The organism is Granulicella sp. dw_53 (genome assembly GCF_018449545.1).
In the GTDB taxonomy this organism is placed as follows: Bacteria; Acidobacteriota; Terriglobia; order Terriglobales; family Acidobacteriaceae; genus Edaphobacter.
The window spans coordinates 423,033-441,938 of the sequence record NZ_JAAVUR010000002.1 but is presented as its reverse complement, the minus strand read 5'-3'; the positions used below and the strand labels follow the sequence as shown (position 1 = coordinate 441,938).

18 protein-coding genes are annotated in these 18,906 nt (G+C 59.3%); 8 read left to right on the top strand and 10 right to left on the bottom strand.

The annotated features are described in order from the left end of the window. The first annotated feature begins 4 nt into the window (after nucleotides 1–4). On the top strand, nucleotides 5–1,900 hold the full coding sequence (locus tag HB393_RS04810) for a M2 family metallopeptidase (RefSeq protein WP_213804003.1): 1,896 nt from the start codon (nucleotides 5–7) through the stop codon (nucleotides 1,898–1,900). Between the two features lie 118 nt (nucleotides 1,901–2,018). On the opposite strand, the gene HB393_RS25060 is transcribed toward HB393_RS04810, so the two are convergent. Continuing rightward, entirely contained in the window at nucleotides 2,019–2,210 is a 192-nt protein-coding gene (locus HB393_RS25060) for a hypothetical protein (protein WP_255550790.1), read from the bottom strand. A gap of 109 nt (nucleotides 2,211–2,319) precedes the next feature. On the opposite strand from HB393_RS25060, the gene HB393_RS04800 reads away from it, so the two are divergent. Both HB393_RS04800 and HB393_RS04795 read left to right on the top strand, forming a co-directional pair. After that, nucleotides 2,320–2,667, top strand: coding sequence for a helix-turn-helix transcriptional regulator (locus tag HB393_RS04800; RefSeq protein WP_213804001.1), 348 nt, complete (start codon nucleotides 2,320–2,322; stop codon nucleotides 2,665–2,667). A gap of 39 nt (nucleotides 2,668–2,706) precedes the next feature. Continuing rightward, the gene (locus HB393_RS04795; protein ID WP_213804000.1) at nucleotides 2,707–2,910 is read left to right on the top strand and encodes a hypothetical protein; all 204 of its coding nucleotides are present in this window, start codon (nucleotides 2,707–2,709) and stop codon (nucleotides 2,908–2,910) included. Between the two features lie 65 nt (nucleotides 2,911–2,975). Here HB393_RS04795 and HB393_RS04790 read toward each other — a convergent pair whose 3' ends face one another. Next, nucleotides 2,976–4,238: a right-handed parallel beta-helix repeat-containing protein gene (locus tag HB393_RS04790; protein ID WP_213803999.1), complete on the bottom strand. Its 1,263-nt coding sequence runs from the start codon at nucleotides 4,236–4,238 to the stop codon at nucleotides 2,976–2,978. Nucleotides 4,239–4,580: 342 nt separating this feature from the next. Here HB393_RS04790 and HB393_RS04785 point away from each other — a divergent pair, with 342 nt between their 5' ends. After that, nucleotides 4,581–5,618 carry a VWA domain-containing protein gene (locus HB393_RS04785; RefSeq protein ID WP_213803998.1) on the top strand — a complete coding sequence of 346 codons (1,038 nt, stop codon included), beginning with the start codon at nucleotides 4,581–4,583 and terminating at the stop codon, nucleotides 5,616–5,618. A gap of 96 nt (nucleotides 5,619–5,714) precedes the next feature. Next, nucleotides 5,715–6,737 (top strand): VWA domain-containing protein, encoded by a 1,023-nt coding sequence (locus HB393_RS04780; RefSeq protein ID WP_213803997.1) that lies wholly within the window; start codon nucleotides 5,715–5,717, stop codon nucleotides 6,735–6,737. Nucleotides 6,738–6,880: 143 nt separating this feature from the next. Here the strand turns inward: HB393_RS04780 and HB393_RS04775 are convergent, their stop codons facing one another. The 4 genes from HB393_RS04775 to HB393_RS04760 form a co-directional block, all read right to left on the bottom strand. Then, nucleotides 6,881–7,057 (bottom strand): hypothetical protein, encoded by a 177-nt coding sequence (locus tag HB393_RS04775; RefSeq protein ID WP_213803996.1) that lies wholly within the window; start codon nucleotides 7,055–7,057, stop codon nucleotides 6,881–6,883. Between the two features lie 78 nt (nucleotides 7,058–7,135). After that, nucleotides 7,136–7,993, bottom strand: coding sequence for an aldo/keto reductase (locus HB393_RS04770; protein ID WP_213803995.1), 858 nt, complete (start codon nucleotides 7,991–7,993; stop codon nucleotides 7,136–7,138). Nucleotides 7,994–8,073: 80 nt separating this feature from the next. Continuing rightward, nucleotides 8,074–8,940 (bottom strand): aldo/keto reductase, encoded by an 867-nt coding sequence (locus HB393_RS04765; protein ID WP_213804127.1) that lies wholly within the window; start codon nucleotides 8,938–8,940, stop codon nucleotides 8,074–8,076. Nucleotides 8,941–8,961: 21 nt separating this feature from the next. Further along, nucleotides 8,962–9,915: an MBL fold metallo-hydrolase gene (locus tag HB393_RS04760; protein WP_213803994.1), complete on the bottom strand. Its 954-nt coding sequence runs from the start codon at nucleotides 9,913–9,915 to the stop codon at nucleotides 8,962–8,964. A 136-nt stretch (nucleotides 9,916–10,051) separates the two neighbouring features. On the opposite strand from HB393_RS04760, the gene HB393_RS04755 reads away from it, so the two are divergent. Both HB393_RS04755 and HB393_RS04750 read left to right on the top strand, forming a co-directional pair. Next, nucleotides 10,052–11,080 (top strand): YihY/virulence factor BrkB family protein, encoded by a 1,029-nt coding sequence (locus tag HB393_RS04755; protein WP_345945037.1) that lies wholly within the window; start codon nucleotides 10,052–10,054, stop codon nucleotides 11,078–11,080. Between the two features lie 135 nt (nucleotides 11,081–11,215). Further along, on the top strand, nucleotides 11,216–11,875 hold the full coding sequence (locus HB393_RS04750; RefSeq protein ID WP_213803993.1) for a peroxiredoxin: 660 nt from the start codon (nucleotides 11,216–11,218) through the stop codon (nucleotides 11,873–11,875). 456 nt (nucleotides 11,876–12,331) lie between these two features. On the opposite strand, the gene HB393_RS04745 is transcribed toward HB393_RS04750, so the two are convergent. After that, nucleotides 12,332–13,279 (bottom strand): hypothetical protein, encoded by a 948-nt coding sequence (locus HB393_RS04745; RefSeq protein ID WP_213803992.1) that lies wholly within the window; start codon nucleotides 13,277–13,279, stop codon nucleotides 12,332–12,334. A 113-nt stretch (nucleotides 13,280–13,392) separates the two neighbouring features. Between HB393_RS04745 and HB393_RS04740 the strand changes: the two genes are divergently transcribed. Next, nucleotides 13,393–13,836: a hypothetical protein gene (locus HB393_RS04740; protein WP_213803991.1), complete on the top strand. Its 444-nt coding sequence runs from the start codon at nucleotides 13,393–13,395 to the stop codon at nucleotides 13,834–13,836. 354 nt (nucleotides 13,837–14,190) lie between these two features. Here the strand turns inward: HB393_RS04740 and HB393_RS04735 are convergent, their stop codons facing one another. The 3 genes from HB393_RS04735 to HB393_RS04725 all read right to left on the bottom strand — a co-directional run bounded on the left by HB393_RS04735 (nucleotide 14,191) and on the right by HB393_RS04725 (nucleotide 18,830). Then, nucleotides 14,191–15,495 carry an alpha/beta fold hydrolase gene (locus tag HB393_RS04735; RefSeq protein WP_213803990.1) on the bottom strand — a complete coding sequence of 435 codons (1,305 nt, stop codon included), beginning with the start codon at nucleotides 15,493–15,495 and terminating at the stop codon, nucleotides 14,191–14,193. Between the two features lie 362 nt (nucleotides 15,496–15,857). Next, complete coding sequence (locus tag HB393_RS04730) at nucleotides 15,858–17,141, bottom strand: GGDEF domain-containing protein (RefSeq protein WP_213803989.1); 1,284 nt, start codon at nucleotides 17,139–17,141, stop codon at nucleotides 15,858–15,860. A 159-nt stretch (nucleotides 17,142–17,300) separates the two neighbouring features. Further along, nucleotides 17,301–18,830 (bottom strand): sodium:solute symporter family protein, encoded by a 1,530-nt coding sequence (locus HB393_RS04725; protein ID WP_213803988.1) that lies wholly within the window; start codon nucleotides 18,828–18,830, stop codon nucleotides 17,301–17,303. Nucleotides 18,831–18,906: the final 76 nt, after the last annotated feature.

Sequence of the window (18,906 nt, the reverse complement as noted above, 5' to 3'; positions counted from 1 at the left end):
CGCCATGCGATTCCCCCAGTTTTTTCTTGCCGTGACGCTCCTTGCGTTCTCAGCCACCCTTCCTGCGCAAACCGCGAAACCCGCTCCCCCCACCGTCGCAGAGGCCCAGGCCTTCATGGCCAAGGCCGAGGCGGACCTCCTCGCCCTGTCCAACGAGGCCGGCCGCGCCGCCTGGGTCCAGGAGACCTACATCACCGACGACACCGAGGCCATCAACTCCAAGGCCAACGAGCGCTTCGCCCTCCGCACCAACGAGATCGTCCTCCAGGCACGCCGCTTCGAGAAGCTCCAGCTCCCACCCGACCTCGCCCGCAAGTTCATGCTCCTGCGCCTCAACGGCTCTCCCACCGATCCCAAGCTCGTCGCCGAGCTCACCCAGGTCGCCGCCTCGCTCGACGGCATGTACGGCAAAGGCAAGTACTGCCGCGGCACCAACCTCGCCACCACCAACTCCCTCAAGACCACCACGGACTCAAGCTGCCTCGGCATCGATGAGCTCGACGTCCTCATGGCCAAGTCCCGCAAGCCCCTCGAACTCCTCGAGCTTTGGCAGGGCTGGCACTCCATCGCCCCTCCCATGCGCGACAAGTACGCCCGCCTCGTCCAGCTCTCCAACCAGGGAGCCACCGAGTTCGGCTTCAAAGACACCGGCGACCTCTGGCGCTCCAACTACGACATGACCCCCGCCCAGTTCTCCGCCGAGCTCGAACGCACTTGGTCCCAGCTCCAGCCGCTCTACCAGGAGCTCCACGCCTACGTCCGCTTCAAGCTCATCGAAAAATACGGTGCCGCCGCTACCCGCCCCGACGGCATGATCCCCGCGCACCTCCTCGGCAACATGTGGGCGCAGGAGTGGGGCAATATCTACGATATCGTCGCCCCCACCGACCCCAGGCTCACTACCTTCAAGATGTACGACCTCGAATCCGCCCTCAACCAGCAGATCAACTCCGGCACGAAGCCCGCCACCGAGCTCGAAGCCGGCAAAGCCATGGCCCGCTACGGCGAGCGCTTCTACACCTCCCTCGGCTTTGCGCCGCTGCCCGACACCTTCTGGCAGCGCTCGCAGTTCATCAAGCCCCGTGACCGCGAGGTCGTCTGCCACGCCAGCGCCTGGGACCTCGACAACGTCGAAGACCTCCGCATCAAGATGTGCATCAAGGTCAACGCCGACGACTTCACCACCATCCACCACGAGGAAGGCCACAACATCTACCAGCGCGCCTACAACAAGCAGCCCTTCCTCTTCCGCAACGGCGCCAACGACGGCTTCCACGAGGCCATCGGCGACTCGGTCGCCCTCGCCATCACCCCCGCCTACCTCAAGCAGCTCGGCCTCATCGACCAGATCCCTCCGCCCGAAGCCGACATCCCCCTCCAGCTCCGCACCGCCCTCGACAAGATCGCCTTCCTCCCCTTCGGCCTCCTCATCGACAAGTGGCGCTGGCAGGTCTTCTCCGGCGAGACCAAACCCGCCGACTACAACAAGGCCTGGTGGGCCCTCCGGGAGAAGTACCAGGGCGTAGCCCCACCCGTAGCCCGCACCGAGGCCGACTTCGATCCCGGAGCCAAATACCACATCCCCGGCAACGTCCCCTACGCCCGCTACTTCTTAGCCCGTGTCTACCAGTTCCAGTTCTACAAGGCCATGTGCGAGGCCTCCGGCTACAAAGGCCCCCTCAACCGCTGCACCTTCTACGGCAGCAAAGCCGCAGGCGACAAACTCAACACCATGCTCGCCGCCGGCCAGTCCCAACCTTGGCAGATCACCCTCAAACAAATGACCGGCACCGACCACCTCGACGCCGCCCCCATGCTCGAATACTTCCAACCCCTCTACACCTGGCTCAAACAACAAAATGAACAAAACAAATCCAAACCCGGCTGGAAGACTGAATAAACAAGCAGGGAAAGGTTCCCTTGTATTCGCATATATAAAATGTTATATAAACTGAATGACTGCCGCTCTTCCGTCACCCATCGCAGTCATAGTATGGGAAGGCGACTCTCTCGAAGTTCTACGTAGCTTCCCGGAAGACATTCGCGGAGAATTTGGTGATGCACTTCGTGCGATGCAGCAGGGAGAACGTCCTACCTGCGACGCAAGACCTATGCAGTCCGTAGGCGCGGGGGTCTTCGAACTCAAGCTTCAGGATCGTCGCACCTGGTATCGCACGCTCTACCTGTCGAAGATAGACAATGTGATTCATGTCCTTCACTGTTTCGAGAAGTCGTCAAGAAAGACGCCAAAGACCGATTTGCAATTAGCTTCCAGAAGGCTCTCGAACGTCCTTCGACGAATCAATTTGGAGAAGAAAAATGAAAAGCGAATCAACAAAGCCTAGCCACATCACACGCGGAAACGTCTTTGACGATCTCGGCTTTAGTCCTGAAAAGGCGCTTCAACTCAAAGTGAAGAGCGATCTCTTTCTCGCTATTCGTCGCCATATTGATACCGCTGGACACACGCAGCGCGATCTCTGCCGACTCCTAGACGAACATCAACCGCAAGTCAGCAACCTGATGAACGGCCGTACCTCGAAGATCAGCATCGAGAAATTGCTCACCTACGCGAGCCGTCTTGGACTCAAAGCCACCATCAAAATTCATGCCGCACCAGTGCCCATAAAGCCAAGACCTCGTCTCACTAAGAAGCTCGCAGCCTAGCGTCCCTGACGACCGAGCCCCATCCAAGTCCAACCCCACATGCGCCCCCTCGTCCAAGCCGCCCTGCTGACCACCCTCACAGCAACCGGTCTCGCGCAGGACACCACCCTCCACACCACCACCCTCGTCGTCGTGCCCACCCTCGTCCAGACCACCGGCAAAGACGTCGTCTACACCCTCTCCGCCAACGACTTCCTCCTCACCGACAGACAGAATAGAAACTCAAAGTTTGTCCTGGCCTAGGCAGCAAAGCGGCGACTCTTTTGAAGAGAGTCGCCGCTTTCGCATTCATACCAAGCAAGGATCGCTTAGAAGTTCGCCTGCACCGGCGCGGCAACTTCCAGCCACGGCGAAGCGATCACGTTCGGGCCACCAGTCGCAGAGCAGAGCCTCCTCGACTCAGGACCATTCGAGCAGCCCCACCAATTCCAGACGGCATCCACGGTCCCGGTGCCGATGTTATCCACTCCAACATCCCGCCCAAGCAGGTTGTTGAACTGTACTTGCACCAGCGCAGGATCATTGACCACAACATCATCCGTCTCGCGTTGAATCGAGTTCCCCGAGATGATATTTCCGGTAGCTGGCCCCACCGAGAACACATTGATGCCCGTAGGTCCAGGCGTCGCGGCATCGGCCGTGTCCGCACCGTTATCAGAGATCGTGTTGCCCACAATCATGTTGTCGTTCAAATTCTGACCCGGCGCGTGAGCATGTAAAGCGATGCCCGGATGTCCACTCCGATCGAGAAAGTTATTCACGATGACATTGCCATACGACGCAGCCCCTGGGATCGAAGCGAAGATCCCGATACCCGCACCACCACCGGCCTCGAAGCCGTTATGCTCCGAATGATTCCCAAAGATCGTATTGTGAAAGACTCCCGGCGGCACGGAACTCCCCGCGACAGTTGCTGGAACATGAGAGGCCAGCACAATTCCGCAGGCAAATTTATTGTCCATAACGTTGTTGAAGCTCACGAGATTATCGTGCGTCGGCCCCGTATCGTCCGAGAGCAAAATCCCACCTGAATTTCCCCGCACCGTATTGTGCGTCACGATGGTGTGATCGGCCCCCAGAAGGTGAATGCCCTCGCCGCAATCATTCTGCTCCCCTGGCTCGAAAGCCTCGATGCCCGGACAGGTAACACCCGCTAGCGAACGGTTGTTGTCCAGAATCACATTGTCCGAGACCGAAACCGCAGACGCATTTGCAATAAGAATGCCTTCGAAGTTCGCCTTCCGGACAGTGAAGCCGGAGATGTGAACCTGCGCCAGCTTCGCCGCTGCCATTCCGTTGACAAAGATGCCTCTGCTAAGACCCGAAGCATCGATGATCGCATTGTTTCCATTCAGAGACAGCGGCTTGGTAATCAAGACGCTCTCACGATACGTCCCAGGACCAACGTTGATCTGATCGTTCGGTGCCGCCACAGTAACCGCCTCCGAGATGGTGTTGTAACAGCGGTCGGATCCATTCGAGTTGACGCACAGAGTAGCGCCATGCGCCGCGATCGAACCAGCGGACGCAATGACTGCCATTCCAAAGAACAAATGTTTAAAAGAATGCATGCGATATCCTCCTTGAAGTTAAGGAACGTAGAACGCGCAGCCATCGCCGCTCTAACATCCGCTTGATTGTCTTCCGGCTCACAAACGTCAGACAGATTTCTCACTGCTTCGATCCAGAGCGAACTATCAGCTCCATTCAGTGACCGGATAACACGGCAGGTTCAAGATGCTCGCTTACCGAACACGATCAAAGTCAATTTATTCCGATCTGCGGTCCACCCGGTATGGGATAACGGCTAAAAACGACACTGCAAAACCGCAAGGACCCGAACGAACTTCAAACCCACTCAAGAGGAAAATTGCAGTCCTCTAACGGCACCCATAAGCTAGAGTCCAACCCACATGCGCCCCCTCCTCCATGCCGTCCTGCTGACCACCCTCACAGCGGCCGCCCTCGCGCAGGACACCACCCTCCACACCACCACCACCCTCGTCGTCGTCCCCACCCTCGTCCAGACCACCGGCAAAGACGTCGTATATACCCTCACCGCCAACGACTTCCTCCTCACCGACAACGCTGTCCCGCAGAAGATCAAACTCGAGCCAAGCTCCACCCAGCCGCTCTCCCTCGTCGTCCTCATCCAGACCGGCGGCGCTGCCATCCGCGAGTTCCAGCACTACAGCGCCCTCGAGACCATGCTCGCGTCTCTCCTCGAACACGACACCAAGCCCCGCTCCAAAAACCAGGTCTCCATCGTCAACTTCGACAGCAAACCCGAAGGCGCATCCCCCTTCACCTCCAACGTCGCAGAGTGGACCGACGCCATCAACCACCCCGAGCCCGGCGACGACGGAGCCGCCATCCTCGACGCCATCTCCTACTCCCTCCGCCTGCTCGACGATCAGCCCGCCACCAACCGCCGCGCCATCCTCCTCATCTCCCAGCCCACCGACGTCGGTAGCAAGACGCCCCTCAAAGAGATCCTTCGCACGACCGCCGAGACCAACACCACCATCTATACCCTCACCTTCTCCCCAGAGAAGGCCGCCTTCCAGAACGCCTTCAAAGACAAGGCGCACCTCAACCCACCCATCGTCGTCAACCCCGCCGCAGGCCCTATCCAGGGATACTTCAACCTCAGCGAACCCCTCGGCCTCATCCTCGGCTCCATGCGCAAAAACCTGGCCGCCAGCATCGCCCCCCTCACCGGAGGCGAAGCCGCCACCTTCGACGACCAGCACAGCCTCGACGAAGACCTCGGCACCCTCGCCACCCACATCCGCAACCGCTACCTGATCACCTTCCAGCCCGCATCCCCCCAACCCGGCCTGCATAAGCTAGAAGTCCGCCTCCCCCAACACCCGGAGCTCACCGTCTCAGCCCGCACCAACTACTGGTCCGCAGAGCCCGATCCTTCACCAGTCCCACCCCCCAAGTAAAGACGCATCAAGGACTTCATTCAGACCTCCAAACCATCACTCGTCATTCACGGAAAAACCTCCTAACAACCCGATAACGCTGGAGTCCAACCCGACATGCGCCCCATCCTGCAAGCCGCTCTGCTAACCACCTTCGCAGCCACCGGACTCGCGCAGGAGACCACCCTCCGCACCACCACCACCCTCGTCGTAGTCCCCACTCTCGTCCAGACCACCAGCAAAGACGTCGTCTACACCCTCACTGCCAGTGACTTCCTCCTCACCGACAACACCATCCCCCAACAGATCAGACTCGAACCCTCCTCCACCCAACCCCTCTCCCTCGTCGTCCTCATCCAAACCGGCGGCGCCGCCATCCGTGAGTTCGAGCACTATCGCGCCCTCGAAACCATGCTCGAATCCCTGCTCCAACACGACACCAAGCCTCGCTCCAAAAACCAGGTCTCCATCGTCAACTTCGATAGCAAACCCGAAGCCGCCTCACCCTTCACCTCCAACGTCGCCGAGTGGACCGACGCCATCAACCACCCCGAGCCCGGCGACGACAGAGCCGCCATCCTCGATGGCCTCTCATACTCCCTGCGCCTCCTCGACAGTCAACCCGCCACCAACCGCCGCGCCATCCTCCTCATCTCGCAGCCCACCGACCTCGGCAGCAAGACGCCCCTCCAAGAGATCCTCCGCACCACCGCAGAGACCAACACCGCCATCTACACCCTTACCTTCTCGCCTGAGAAAGCCTCCTTCAAAAACGCATTTAAGGATGCTCCGCACCTCAACCCACCGGTCTTCGGCATCGGTCAAAACTACTTCAGCATTAGCGAGCCACTCGGCCTCATCCTGGGTGCCATGCGCAAGAACTTAGCCGCCAGCATCGCCACCCTCACCGGAGGAGAAGCCGCGACCTTCGACGATCAGCACAGCCTCGACGAAGACCTGGGCACCCTCGCCACCCACATCCGCAACCGCTACCTACTCACCTTCCAACCCGCATCCCCCCAACCCGGCCTGCACAAGCTCGAAGTCCGCCTCCCCCAACACCCTGAGCTCACCGTCTCGGCCCGCACCAACTACTGGTCCGCAGGCCTCGAGTCCGCACCGGCCCTCCCCGCCAAATAAAAAAAGCCACCGGAATCGGTGGCGCACCTCTGGTATCGGATAAACCGCAATCTCATTCCAAGCAATATTCCAAAATGGGAAGAGCCGGGGCGAACCTCTTCACCCTTCTCCATCCAGAGCGTCCCGCATCCTCAGGGGGGCAGCTAAATGCGGTCCGTGCCGCGCATCTCAATGGTGTACTCCAGCGCTTCCTCCCACGACAGGCCTCTGGACTTCGCCAGTCTCATGCAGTGGTTGAAAAATGGGGTGTCTTCCTGGGTGGGACAGGCCAGCTTGAAGAGCTCGTTGCGATCGATGGTCATAGCGGGTGTGTTAGTCATAACAACACGAAGTTTACCAATCTCTAACTAGGACCACGGAATCCCCCAAAGGTAGTAGCCCTTTTTGGGAATGAGAAATCACCCGGCTGCAGCCTCAATCTCCGCCCACTCCGCATCCCCCAACCGCACCGCCGCTGCGCCCACATTCTCCTCCAGATGCTTCAACGAAGACGTCCCCGGAATCGGCAGTATCACCGGACTTCGCCTCAGCAACCAGGCCAGCAACACCTGGTTCACCGAGTAGCCGCTCGCCTTCGCCGCCGCATCCAGCTTGCCTCCCGGCGCGGTCAGCTTCCCCGCAGCAGCCGGATACCAGGCAATAAACCCGATCCCCTCCGCCTCGCAATACTCCACCACCGCCTCATGCTTCCGTTCGCTCAGGTTGTACTTGTTCTGCACGCTGACGATCGGCACCACCTTGCGCGCCTGTTCGATCTGCTCCACCCCCACCTCGCTCAACCCCACATGCCGAATCTTTCCCTCCGCCTGCAACTTCGCGACCTCTTCCAGCGACTCCTCCACCGGCACCCGCGGATCGATCCTGTGCAACTGCCAAAGCTCGATCCGCTCCAGCTTCAGATACCGCAGACTCATCTCCACCTGCTGCCGCAGATACGCCGGCCGCCCCAACGGCTCGCTCTTCGCCGGACCCAGCCGCGCCATCCCGCCCTTCGTCGCAATCACCAGCCCCGGCGCATACGGAGCCAGCGTCTCCCCGATCAGCCGCTCCACCTCCTGTGGGCCATAGGCATCCGCCGTGTCGATAAAGTTCACTCCCAGCTCCACCGCCCGGCGCAGTATCTTCGTCGCCTCCACCCGATCCATCGGCGGACCCCACGCCCCATCTGGAATCAGACGCATCGTTCCATATCCCAGCCGGTTCACCACCAGATCCCCACCCAGCGCAAACGTCCCACTCAACTCATCCGTGACCATATCTCTCCGATGCAACAAACCGCCTACACGAACAGCAAGGGCCACGCCTCCGCGCAGCCCTTGTAATCCACCTTCAAAAGCTACTTCGAAGCAGCCTCAATCTCATCCCACTCCGCCTCGCTCAACTTCACAGAGGCGGCAGCCACATTCTCTTCCAGATGCTTCACCGTCGAGGTTCCCGCAATCGGCAGCATCATCGGCGTCCGGTGCAGCAGCCACGCAATCGACAACTGGCCCACCGTAAATCCATGCCGCTTCGCTACCTCGTCGAGCTTCCCGCCCGGCTTCGCCAATCGGCCCGCCCCAATCGGATTCCACGGAATGAACGCAAGCTTGTTCTTCGTGCAGTAGTCCACAACATCCTCTGCCTCGCGATCCTCCATGTTGTACTTGTTCTGCACGCTCACAATCTCAATCACCTTGCGCGCCTGGTCGATCTCCTTCACCGACACCTCGCTCAGCCCCACATCCTTGATCTTGCCCTGCTCCTGCAGCTTCTTGATCACGCCCAGCGACTCCTCTACCGGCACCTTCGCATCGATCCGGTGTAGCTGCCACAGGTCGATCCGCTCCAGCTTCAAACGCCGCAGACTCATCTCCACCTGCTGTTGCAGATACTCCGGACGCGACACCACCGCCCACAACCCCGGACCCTGCCGTGTAAACCCAGCCTTCGTTCCGATGATCAAATCCTTCGTATACGGAGCCAGCGCCTCGCCGATCAGCCGTTCACTCACCTCCGGCCCATACGAGTCGGCCGTATCGATGAAGTTCACCCCAAGCTCCACGGCCCGCCGCAGTACCCGTTTACACTCCTCAGCGTCCTTAGGCTCACCCCAGATCCCGTCGCCGGTGATCCTCATCGCTCCATAACCCAACCGATTCACCGTAAGGTGACCGAACGTGATCGTCCCGCTTGCCTTGGCATCCACCGCTAAAGTTGTCATATGCCCCATAGGATGCACCCGTTATAGCGAAGGACGCAACAACTCTTTGTGCTCTGTCGGCTCCAGCATTCCACGTTCTTCCACCCTCATCGTCTCCCCCTCTTCCAGCACCCGCACGCGCTCCGAGATCCCCAGCCGCAACGCCTCCGCCTCTAGCCGTTCCACCGGCTCCTCCATCGGCTCGCGCCCCAGCCGGAACGTCCCATAGTGCATCGGCACCATCCACTCCGCGCCCGTCTCGAGAAACCCCCGCACCGCCTCCTCCGGACTCGTATGAACCGCCCTCGAGGTATCCGGGAAGTAGGCTCCAATCGGCATCAGCGCCACATCCGGCCTTAGCCTCCGGCCAATCTCCTTGAAGCCATCGAAGTAAGCCGTATCTCCCGAGTGATACACCGACACCACCCCATCTGACACGCAGTACCCGCCAAACCCCCTGTGCGTATCCCGGAACAGCCTCGCCCCCCAGTGCCGGCACGGAGTCATCGTCACCCGCAGCCCCTGCACCTCCTGCTCCTCCCACCACTCCATCTCCCTCACCCGCGAAAACCCCAGCCGCACCACCAGATCCTTCACCCCTCGCGGCACCACCACCTCCGGAGCGCTCCTCCGCAAACGCCTCGCCGCCCGCACCACCCTCCGCAGCGAAGGAAGATTCAGATGGTCCATATGCGCGTGCGTAATCAGCACCACATCGATCGCCGGCATCTCCTTCAGCACCAACCCCGGCCTCCGGCGTCGGCGCAAGACGACCAACCGCGTCGCAAACACCGGGTCCACCAGAACATTCTTTCCGCCCATCCGCAGCAGAAACGAAGAGTGCCCAATAAAGGTCACGCCCGCCTCACCACCGTCGAGCAGCTCCAGCGGACGAGCCTCGCCAGACATGGGAAGCGCGTGACTCTCCTGCGCCACCTTCGCCAACTCCGATAACTTTCGTACGAAAAAGGGCCTGTTCTGCCAAAGATCTGCCATGCGAGCAAGCTCCTGACAGTTAGATGCTTCTCAAACTACATCCGACATAAGAGACATTACGCCTAAGTAAACCCATTCAGCCCAAACCACGCATCTACACCTGTAGCACCATTCAAGTACGGCCTCGACGTGACCCGTGATCCCCAACCGTAAAGACCACACCATCGGCCGTTTCAACCCCCAGGCCCAGCTCATCTGGGACTACGTCTCAGCCTCGCCCCTCCACTCCCTCTGGGATCTCAAGGGAGCCTCCGTCCGCGTCATCCTCAAGCGCACCTTCCACGCCTTCAACGAAGACAACCTCCTCAGCCGCGCCGCCGAACTAGGCTTTTACTTCCTCTTTGCCCTCTTCCCCACCCTGGTCAGCGTCGCCAGCATCCTCGGCCTGGTCGCCCGCAGCGCCTCCAGCATCTACATCGCGCTGCTCAACTACCTCGCCCTGGTCATCCCGCACGCCGCCTTCAACATCGTCCTCGACACCTTCAACCAGACCTCCGCCGCCGCCACCAGCGGCAAAGTCACCTTCGGCCTCGTCGCCGCCCTCTGGTCCGCCTCCGTAGGCTTCTCCGCCATCCAGGACACCCTCAACACTGTCTACAAGGTCAAAGAGACCCGTCCCTACTGGAAGGCCCGCGGCTCCGCCATCCTCGTCACCCTCCTGCTCGCCATCATCAACACCATCACCCTCTCCACCCTCCTCGCCGGAGACTTCCTCACCCGCGTCGCCCGCGCCCACATCTACCACCACTTCCTGCGCAACTCCGCCATCATCACCCTCCAGACCATCGCCTGGATCATCACCATCGCCCTCGTCACCCTCTTCTTCGCCGTCATCTACTACTTCGCCCCCAACGTCAAAGCCAGCTACTGGCACTGGCTCACCCCCGGAGCAGCCATAGGCATCCTCGGCTGGATCGCCGCCTCACTCATCCTCCGCGTCTACCTCCACTTCTTCGACAACTACTCCCTCACCTACGGCTCCCTCGGAGCCGTCATCATCCTGCTGACCTGGTTCTACATCACCGGCCTCATGCTCCTCCTCGGAGCCGAAATAAACTCCGAGATCGAAGCCGCCGCCACCGAAAAGTGCCTCCACGAGGCCCACCGCATCGCCCCCGAAGTCACCGCCGAACCCGGCAACCACCCCGTCTCCCCCGTCGTCTAGCCCCAAAATCCCCTCCCGCACCCCTTCGTTTACACTTAAAACAACGGTCAGCATTCGGCCGGTCCATTGGATACACTGCACTCCTGGCCCTTAAACTGAATCTGAAGGAACGTTGTTCGAGGAGAACTACCCATCATGTCTTCATTACGCATTAACGATGTAGCCCCTGACTTTACCGCCGAAACCACCCAAGGCACCATCAACTTCCACGATTGGATCGGCGACTCCTGGGCCGTACTCTTCTCTCATCCCAAGGACTTCACCCCCGTCTGCACCACCGAGCTCGGCACCATGGCCGGCCTCGAGCCGCAGTTCGCCGCCCGCGGAGCCAAGATCATCGGCCTCTCCGTCGACCCCGTCGAAAACCATGCCAAGTGGGCCATCGACATCGAAGACGTAGGCGGCCACAAGGTCAACTACCCCATGATCGGCGACACCGACCTCAAAATCTCCAAGCTCTACAACATGCTCCCCGCCGAAGAGACCGGAACCTCCGAGGGCCGTACTCCTGCGCACAACCAGGCCGTCCGCACCGTCTTCATCATCGGGCCCGACAAGAAGATCAAGCTCCAGCTCATGTACCCCATGACCACCGGCCGCAACTTCGACGAGATCCTCCGCGTCCTGGACTCCATGCAGCTCACCGCCAAGCACAAGGTCGCCACCCCGGCCAACTGGAAGCAAGGCGGCGACGTCATCATCACCGGAGCAGTCTCCAACGAGGAAGCCGACAAAACCTTCCCCGGATACAAGACCGTCAAGCCCTACCTCCGCACCACCCCCCAACCCAAATAAAACCGCCTCACCAAAAACACTGCTCAAAAAAGTCCGGCTCGCCAACAAGCGAGCCGGCCTTTTTACGCAAGACCACAACTTTACGCAACACCACAACCCTTCAGCCGTCGCCCTCCCAACCCAGGCAAAAACGCCCGGGTGCCCCATCCTTCGCGCACTTTGCGAAGGGTGGGATCCAAGAACCCTCACACAACCACATCGCTTTAACAACAAAAGATCCCCCACAAAAACAAAGTACCCCCACAAATTTGTTATCTTGAGCGAAGCCCTCGCAGCTTCATCGAGAGGGGGCAGTCGAAAGACCCGCGGTTGCACTTGTCGTTGCTTGTTCTACCGCTATTGCACTTGCAGTTGTTTGTTTTACGCCGTCATCCTGAACGCAGTGAAGGACCCCTGTATTTTGCTTTTGTCGTTGCTGTTGTAGTTCAGATCAAGCGTAGGGCCTGTAGCCCCAAATTAATCCGGCACAATCCTATAAGTAGCCGTAAACAAACGATACTTCGAATACCGATGTAGCTCCCCCAGCCTGGTCCCATTCAAATCCCACGTAATCTCCACCCTCTTCGGAAGCCACAGCCGAGCATCAAACTTCGGAATCGTAACCTCACTAAAATCCACCGTCGAACTCGCCTGCTGCAACTTGATCTGCGGCAGCGGAGCCAGCAAATCCGTCCTGATCCGAACGATCTTGAACGTCTCCTGATCGATCCACGCCACTCCTTGATACAGCAACGGCACCGGCCCGCTCTCCATCCGGATAACTCCCGGCATCTTCACCAGCTTCGGATCCTGTGCAAACCCCACCACAAACGTCGCATGACGATTCACGTTCTGCCGCCCCAGATAGCGAAAATGCGACTCCGGCACATTCGACGGAACGAACATCAGCCAGAGCGACCCAAACCCCGTTCCTCGCGGCGACGCCTCACGGCCAATCTTCTCCAGGTCCTTGCGAGACTCGCTAAAGATGATGCTGTCGTCTTCCCCATGCTCCGCCTGAATGACATACTCAAACCGCCTCCAACTTTGAGGAACCATCGCATTGTTCTGCGTCACCGGATCGATGATGACCTGTCTTCCTGGTCCGCCGTATCGGAAGGCCCCAGTATTCGGAGATAGCTGCTCCTGGGCAATATCCTCTTCCGCAATCAGGTTCGGAACCCGCGGCATCTGCGCCACGATCACCTCGCCCGCCTTGCTCAGAATCGTCGCCAGCACCACTTCGCTGCCATCTGCCTTCAGCCCAACCAACTCCGACACCTTCGTCTTCAGCAACGGCAGCGGATCGTCTTTATACGGCTTCGCATCCGCATACAGGCTCATCGTCTCGCTGGACTGCGCAGCCGCTCCCACCACAACTAGAAGAGCCGCCATCGCCAAAACGAATGTGCATAGCACCTTCATGCGCAACACTATACGTTAGCCCAACCGCGATTCACCACTGATTCCGGCTTTTGCAGCCACTCCGCCCTTGCGTCCCGGAAAAGCAATAAGCTAAATTCAAGCCGGAGTAACTCATGAAGTCTCTCCTCACCCTCGCGCTGCTCCTCGGAACGTCGGCTGCCCAAACCTCGCCTCCACCAGGCGCGCCCAGCCCCGCTCCCACCCCTGCCATCGACCCTTCCATCATCGATCCCGCTCTCCGCAAATACCTCGTCGAGCCACCCCACGTCACCTGCATCACCCAGGACTACAACGGCCCTCTCCAGACCGCTCGCTACATCAACCGCTGCTCCGACCCCTACCGCATCACCATCGTCTTCGTAAACATCGACGATCCCAAACAACTCGACATAGCCGCAGGCAAGGTCCAGAACACCGTCTTCACCAAGATGGACTACGCCACTCGCCAAGGCTCCAGTTGGTACATCTGCCCCAAAGGCTACAGCGCCGTAGACGCCCGAGGCCAATACTTCAAACGCCCCGTCTCCATCTACCTCTGCCGCCAACTAGCCTCTTAGACCCACCCACCCCTTACCCGCCACAACTGCGGGTGCCCCACCCTTTTGCAGTCTCACCGCAATAGGGTGGGGTATCGTGCGAAGCACGACCGCCTTCCTCTCATAACGCACAACCGCCCGGGTGCCCCATCCTAAGGACGCCTGATGGTTGGGGAACCAATACCTCTCCCTAACGTTCTCCTTGCTGTTGCACTTGCCGTTGCTGTGCACTTGCCGTTGCTTGTTTTACGCCGTCATCCTGAACGAAGTGAAGGACCCCTGTATTTCGCTTTTGTCGTTGCCGTTGCTCTGCCGTTCAGGATTAAGCGCAGAGCCCTACAAAAAGAACCCCAAAAGCAAGAACTTCAGCCGCAACTAAAACCCTAACTGAGCCCTGGACCCTAAACCCCGAACCCTCGCCACCCACCCCTCAAACGTCAACTCACCCTTCATCCTCACCCAATCCTCCTCCGGCAGAACCATCAAGTCCTCCCGCTTCACCCCCGGAAACCCCACCCCCACGGCATTCAAACCACCCTCACGACTCTCCAACATATAGTTCCGCGAGATATCCACCCCATTCGCCTTCGCCCACTCACTCACATGCGTCACCGGAGCGGCATTAATATCCTTCTCCGTCCAAATCGCAAAATGAATCTGCTTCGAAAGCCAAAGCACCCCGTCGCGATCCACCCAACTAGTCCGATGACTAATCCCCGGATAGACGATCGTCGTAAACATATCCTTCTCCGTCCCCCGCAGCTCCACCGCCCGCCCCCGCACCGCCGCAAACCACTCCGGCGGATGATTCGCCATATCCATCACCGTATCGTCCGACCCATTCATCACCAGCATCGGCCCGCGATCCGCATTCAGCGCAAACAACACCGCCGCCCGATCCCCCAACCCTCGCATCGCCCGCATCGGAGGCCCCTGGCAAGGCAGCTTGTTGTTCTCAAAGTACCCTGGCCCCACCTCGTCATACACCCCACCCCCGCTCAACACGACAGCATGGATACTCGTATCCAGAGCCCCCGTAATCCCCGTCACAAACGCCCCCAGCGAATACGCCACCACCGCAATCCTCTTCGCATCCACCTCCGGCCGCGCATCCAGATAGCTCACCGCCTGCATCAGGTCCACCTGCATCAGCCCCGCCAGCCGCCGCCCCGCATCCTCCCCCTCCGCCGTCCCGGCCGGAGCCACCCACGCATCGTGCGACCCGGCCTTACTCTTCTTCTCGCCGTTCCGCTCTCCCTCGCCGATCATGTCGTACGTCACCACCATCGCTCCGGCCTTCGCAAACATCATGCCGCTATAAAACGCATACCACCCAAACTTGTCCGACCCATGCCCATTCACCACCACGATGCCCGGCAGCTTGCCCTTCCAGTGCAGCACCTTCGGATCGGGCCGGTACACAATCGCCGGAACCAACATCCCATCCGCCGTCCTGTACGTCACTCGCTCCGCCAACACCCCCTCCACCGGCGAGAACGTCGACCACGTCTTCGCCTCCAGCGCAGGTAGCTGGTCCGGAACATAAAGCGCCCGCCGAATCTCCCGCCGCCACCCCTCATCCCGCGCCGCCCGCTCCTTGGCCGTCAGCCCCTGCGCCGTCCCAACTCCCACCAAAAGCCCCACCACCAACACAACCCCCACCCAACCAACACGTCTCATCCCGAACTACCTCAGCCGCCCATCTTACGACGTCCGAAAGATTCCCCGTAAATCCGCATGTCAAGAGTCCAAAGCGCAATCCAAACTCCACCCGCCGCCGCAAACAACAAAAATAAAAAGACTTACAACCCAAAAATAAACGCTGGCAAACTGGCACTTTAGTTATGCTCACTTCCATAAAATAAAGACAGCAATCCAAACAAGAGAAAGCGATCCCAGCCGAAGCAGCAGCAGGAAAAGCTAACTCGTTTGTTTGGTCTTATTTGGCCGTAAACCATTTGTTTGGAAGAATCTAGCCCGGGCTCTCCACGCCATCTCACTCAAACAATCAGGTTACACGCGGGCAAGGGGGGGGCACCCCTCTAGCCGGCAGCCATCCGGACATCCTGTGGCCGCGCATCCTGATAGGCAGGAACGCAGACCATAGGCTTGGTCTTCAGGGCATACATCCGCTGGTCGGCGAGCCGCAGAAGTGTATCCGCATCCTGCGCATCATGGGGATAGATCGCCATCCCCAGGCTGGCCGAGACCACAGTAGGCCTTCCAGCCAGCACGATAGGACGCTCCACCGCACACTGGATCGCATCCACACGCTGGCCGATAGCCCGATGATCCGCAAGGCTGGACGTCAGCAGGACGAACTCGTCGCCGCCCAGCCGCGCCAGTGTATCGGAGGCCATCAGGGTGCCGCGCAGATTCTGCGCCACCTCACGCAGTACCTGGTCGCCCGCCTGATGGCCAAGTGAATCGTTGATCTTCTTGAACCCGTTCAGGTCTAGAAGCAGCAACGCAACCGGACTGTTACTGCGGCGCGAGCGCTCGATAGCATTCGCCAGCCGGTCCTCAAACAACCGGCGATTCGGAAGACCTGTGAGATCGTCGTGCAGCGCGAGCCACTGGTTCGAGGAGACCTGCTCCTCTAGCATGATCAAAATCATGCCAATGGAGATGAGCGACTTCTGCATATTCCAGACATGCGAGGCGATGTCGGCATACGCAGGATAGTTCACGATCCAGGGATGAATCAGGAAGCACAGCGCCCAGATCGAGAAGCCCGTAAGAATCGCAAGCCGTCCCGTACTGGTAGGCGGAAGGCGACGGTAAAAGTTGACCGCGGCGATTGTGTACACACACGAGAGGCTCCAATACACGGCAGGCCGGAACTGCGCATGGCTCAGAAGGTAGCCCATACCCATCCAGCCAAACAGATGAAGGACCGCCATGATGCGGCTGGGTCGAAGCGTCAGAGACGAGACAACGCCCAGCACCAGGCCCACCCCAACGATCGGAAGGTAAGTGCCGACAGTACGAATGTGAAGACCGTAGAGCGTGTTGATCGCAAGCAACGGCAACGCATTCAACGAGACATACAGCAAGCGACGGCGCCACGACAGCGGAGTCTCTCCCGAAGCCCAGTTGAAGACCAAACCCGCCAGGAGATAGCAATCCAGGACGATCACATGCAGAGCCGAGTTAGGAATTCCCGTAGGAGCGTAGAAGGTATGAGCCAGCGCTTCGATAAACGTAATGAAGAGACCGAGCAGCCACACGTCGGTCTGTTGTTGCGAGTGTTGCCGTCGCAGCAATAGCAGCAGGGCGATTAGGATCGCCAGTGCGGACAGGTCGGGTAGGAAGGCTAGGTTCATCTGGCTCCATACATTGGCTGACCCATTCCCGTGCAGGGTAGTGGCCGTCTAACGTGGGCCCGGTAAACAGTTGAGGGGTTTAGCATACAAGAAGATCGTGAAAAAAGGTGCATTCTTTACGCACTTTTTAGCAGCGCGATCTTCGCACAACCCCTTGAATCAAGCCTCTCCGAATGGCTTAAGTTGTCTATCCGACGGAGGCCGCGTAAATAGGCTGACCACCGCAAGACAGAGCAGCGACGCCACCAGCGCCGGGAAGATCGCATCGCGTTCCGCCAGCATCGCCGGAAGGTGCGGCTTGAGGAAGTCCCAGCACACCGTAACGATCGTCCCCGTAGCAATGCTCGCAACCGCTGCAGAGGCCGTAGCCCTGCGCCAGAAGAAGGCGCTCAAGATAACCGGCGTAAGCGCCGCGGAGTAGATCGTATAAGCATAGAGAGCCTTCTTGAGAACAGACTCCGTTCCAAGCGATTGGAAGAGCGACCACAGGCCCAGCAACACCACCATCAAGCGGCTGACGATCAGAATCTGTTTGTTGGACGCATCAGGCCTCAGATAGCGAACGAAGATATCGTTCACCAGATTCGTCGCAGGCGAGAAGAGCCAGTTGTTGGCAGTCGAGATGATCTTCGCGAAGATCGCTCCCATCAGCAGCGCACCCAGCAACTGGAAGAGAAAGAGAGACTGAGTCGAGACGCCAACCGTTGCCAGATGAGTAACGCTCTGGACAGCGCCAGAGGAACCGAGAACGATCGTAGTCACCGGAGCGGGCTCGAAGCCATGCAAGCCGATGTAAGCGAGAATCTCACGCGGACGGTCATGCACCTCGCCGGTAGGAAAGAGAGCCGAGCCCGTAACAGCAAGAGCAACAATCACGCTCTCCAGAATGACGGTGCCTACGATCCAGCCGACCACGGCGTTGCGTGCATCCTTCTCCGAGCGCGCAGAGAAGAACTTCTGATACATGGACTGATTGCCCAGTAACAGCAGGCAAGTAGGAAGGAACAACTCCAGGCATTGGATAAAGGAGAAGTCGCCGAAGACCTGAAAGTGCGAAGCCGGCAACGCGGCATGAATCACATGCCAACCTCCACCGTGGTGAATGAGCACAGGCAGAGCGAGACACATGGTCACGGTCGCAAGCAGACCGATAAAGAGATCCATGTAAGCAACCGAAGCCATGCCCGCAATCGCGGTAAAGAGAATCACGAAGGCAGCGAGGATGTAACGTCCGAAGATAGGAGAGATCACATCGGGAAAGATCAGGTGAAGAATGTCGCCGCCGCCGATGAACTGGTAACTGGTAATGGCAGTGTAGGTCAGCAGAATCGCGATCACGCCCAACACGCGAGCCGCTTGGTTGTAGCGAGTCTCCAGCAGGTCCGGAATCGTATACTGCGCGAACTTGCGAGCTCGCGGAGCGATGAAGTAGATGAGCAGCAGACCCGCCCATCCTCCTCCCGCCTGCCACAGCGCGGAGAAGCCATGCCTGTAAGCGTTCTCCGCTCCGCCCAGAAGCGAGCCGGAGCCGATCCAGCTCGAAAGCAGAGTGAAGACCAAAACCACAGCAGGCAGCGAGCGCCCTGCGACGAGGTAATCAGCCTTGGTTTTTACCTTGCCAAGACGGCCAAGGGAGACTGCGAGCAGCGTCAGCGTAATGAGTCCGAGTACCAGAGCGTAAAGGTTCATGCTTGTGGGGATTGTAGCTTGCTTCCTCAGCCTCTCGATCTCTCCTCATACGTGACGCATCTCCCGTCTCACGTCG

Coding starts and splice junctions, on each gene's coding strand:
- HB393_RS25060 (WP_255550790.1), bottom strand. CDS start 2,210: ATGAATCACATTGTCTATCTTCGACAGGTAGAGCGTGCGATACCAGGT.
- HB393_RS04765 (WP_213804127.1), bottom strand. CDS start 8,940: ATGACAACTTTAGCGGTGGATGCCAAGGCAAGCGGGACGATCACGTTC.
- HB393_RS04800 (WP_213804001.1), top strand. CDS start 2,320: ATGAAAAGCGAATCAACAAAGCCTAGCCACATCACACGCGGAAACGTC.
- HB393_RS04760 (WP_213803994.1), bottom strand. CDS start 9,915: ATGGCAGATCTTTGGCAGAACAGGCCCTTTTTCGTACGAAAGTTATCG.
- HB393_RS04780 (WP_213803997.1), top strand. CDS start 5,715: ATGCGCCCCATCCTGCAAGCCGCTCTGCTAACCACCTTCGCAGCCACC.
- HB393_RS04770 (WP_213803995.1), bottom strand. CDS start 7,993: ATGGTCACGGATGAGTTGAGTGGGACGTTTGCGCTGGGTGGGGATCTG.
- HB393_RS04790 (WP_213803999.1), bottom strand. CDS start 4,238: ATGCATTCTTTTAAACATTTGTTCTTTGGAATGGCAGTCATTGCGTCC.
- HB393_RS04810 (WP_213804003.1), top strand. CDS start 5: ATGCGATTCCCCCAGTTTTTTCTTGCCGTGACGCTCCTTGCGTTCTCA.
- HB393_RS04785 (WP_213803998.1), top strand. CDS start 4,581: ATGCGCCCCCTCCTCCATGCCGTCCTGCTGACCACCCTCACAGCGGCC.
- HB393_RS04745 (WP_213803992.1), bottom strand. CDS start 13,279: ATGAAGGTGCTATGCACATTCGTTTTGGCGATGGCGGCTCTTCTAGTT.
- HB393_RS04730 (WP_213803989.1), bottom strand. CDS start 17,141: ATGAACCTAGCCTTCCTACCCGACCTGTCCGCACTGGCGATCCTAATC.
- HB393_RS04795 (WP_213804000.1), top strand. CDS start 2,707: ATGCGCCCCCTCGTCCAAGCCGCCCTGCTGACCACCCTCACAGCAACC.
- HB393_RS04775 (WP_213803996.1), bottom strand. CDS start 7,057: ATGACTAACACACCCGCTATGACCATCGATCGCAACGAGCTCTTCAAG.
- HB393_RS04735 (WP_213803990.1), bottom strand. CDS start 15,495: ATGAGACGTGTTGGTTGGGTGGGGGTTGTGTTGGTGGTGGGGCTTTTG.
- HB393_RS04740 (WP_213803991.1), top strand. CDS start 13,393: ATGAAGTCTCTCCTCACCCTCGCGCTGCTCCTCGGAACGTCGGCTGCC.
- HB393_RS04725 (WP_213803988.1), bottom strand. CDS start 18,830: ATGAACCTTTACGCTCTGGTACTCGGACTCATTACGCTGACGCTGCTC.
- HB393_RS04750 (WP_213803993.1), top strand. CDS start 11,216: ATGTCTTCATTACGCATTAACGATGTAGCCCCTGACTTTACCGCCGAA.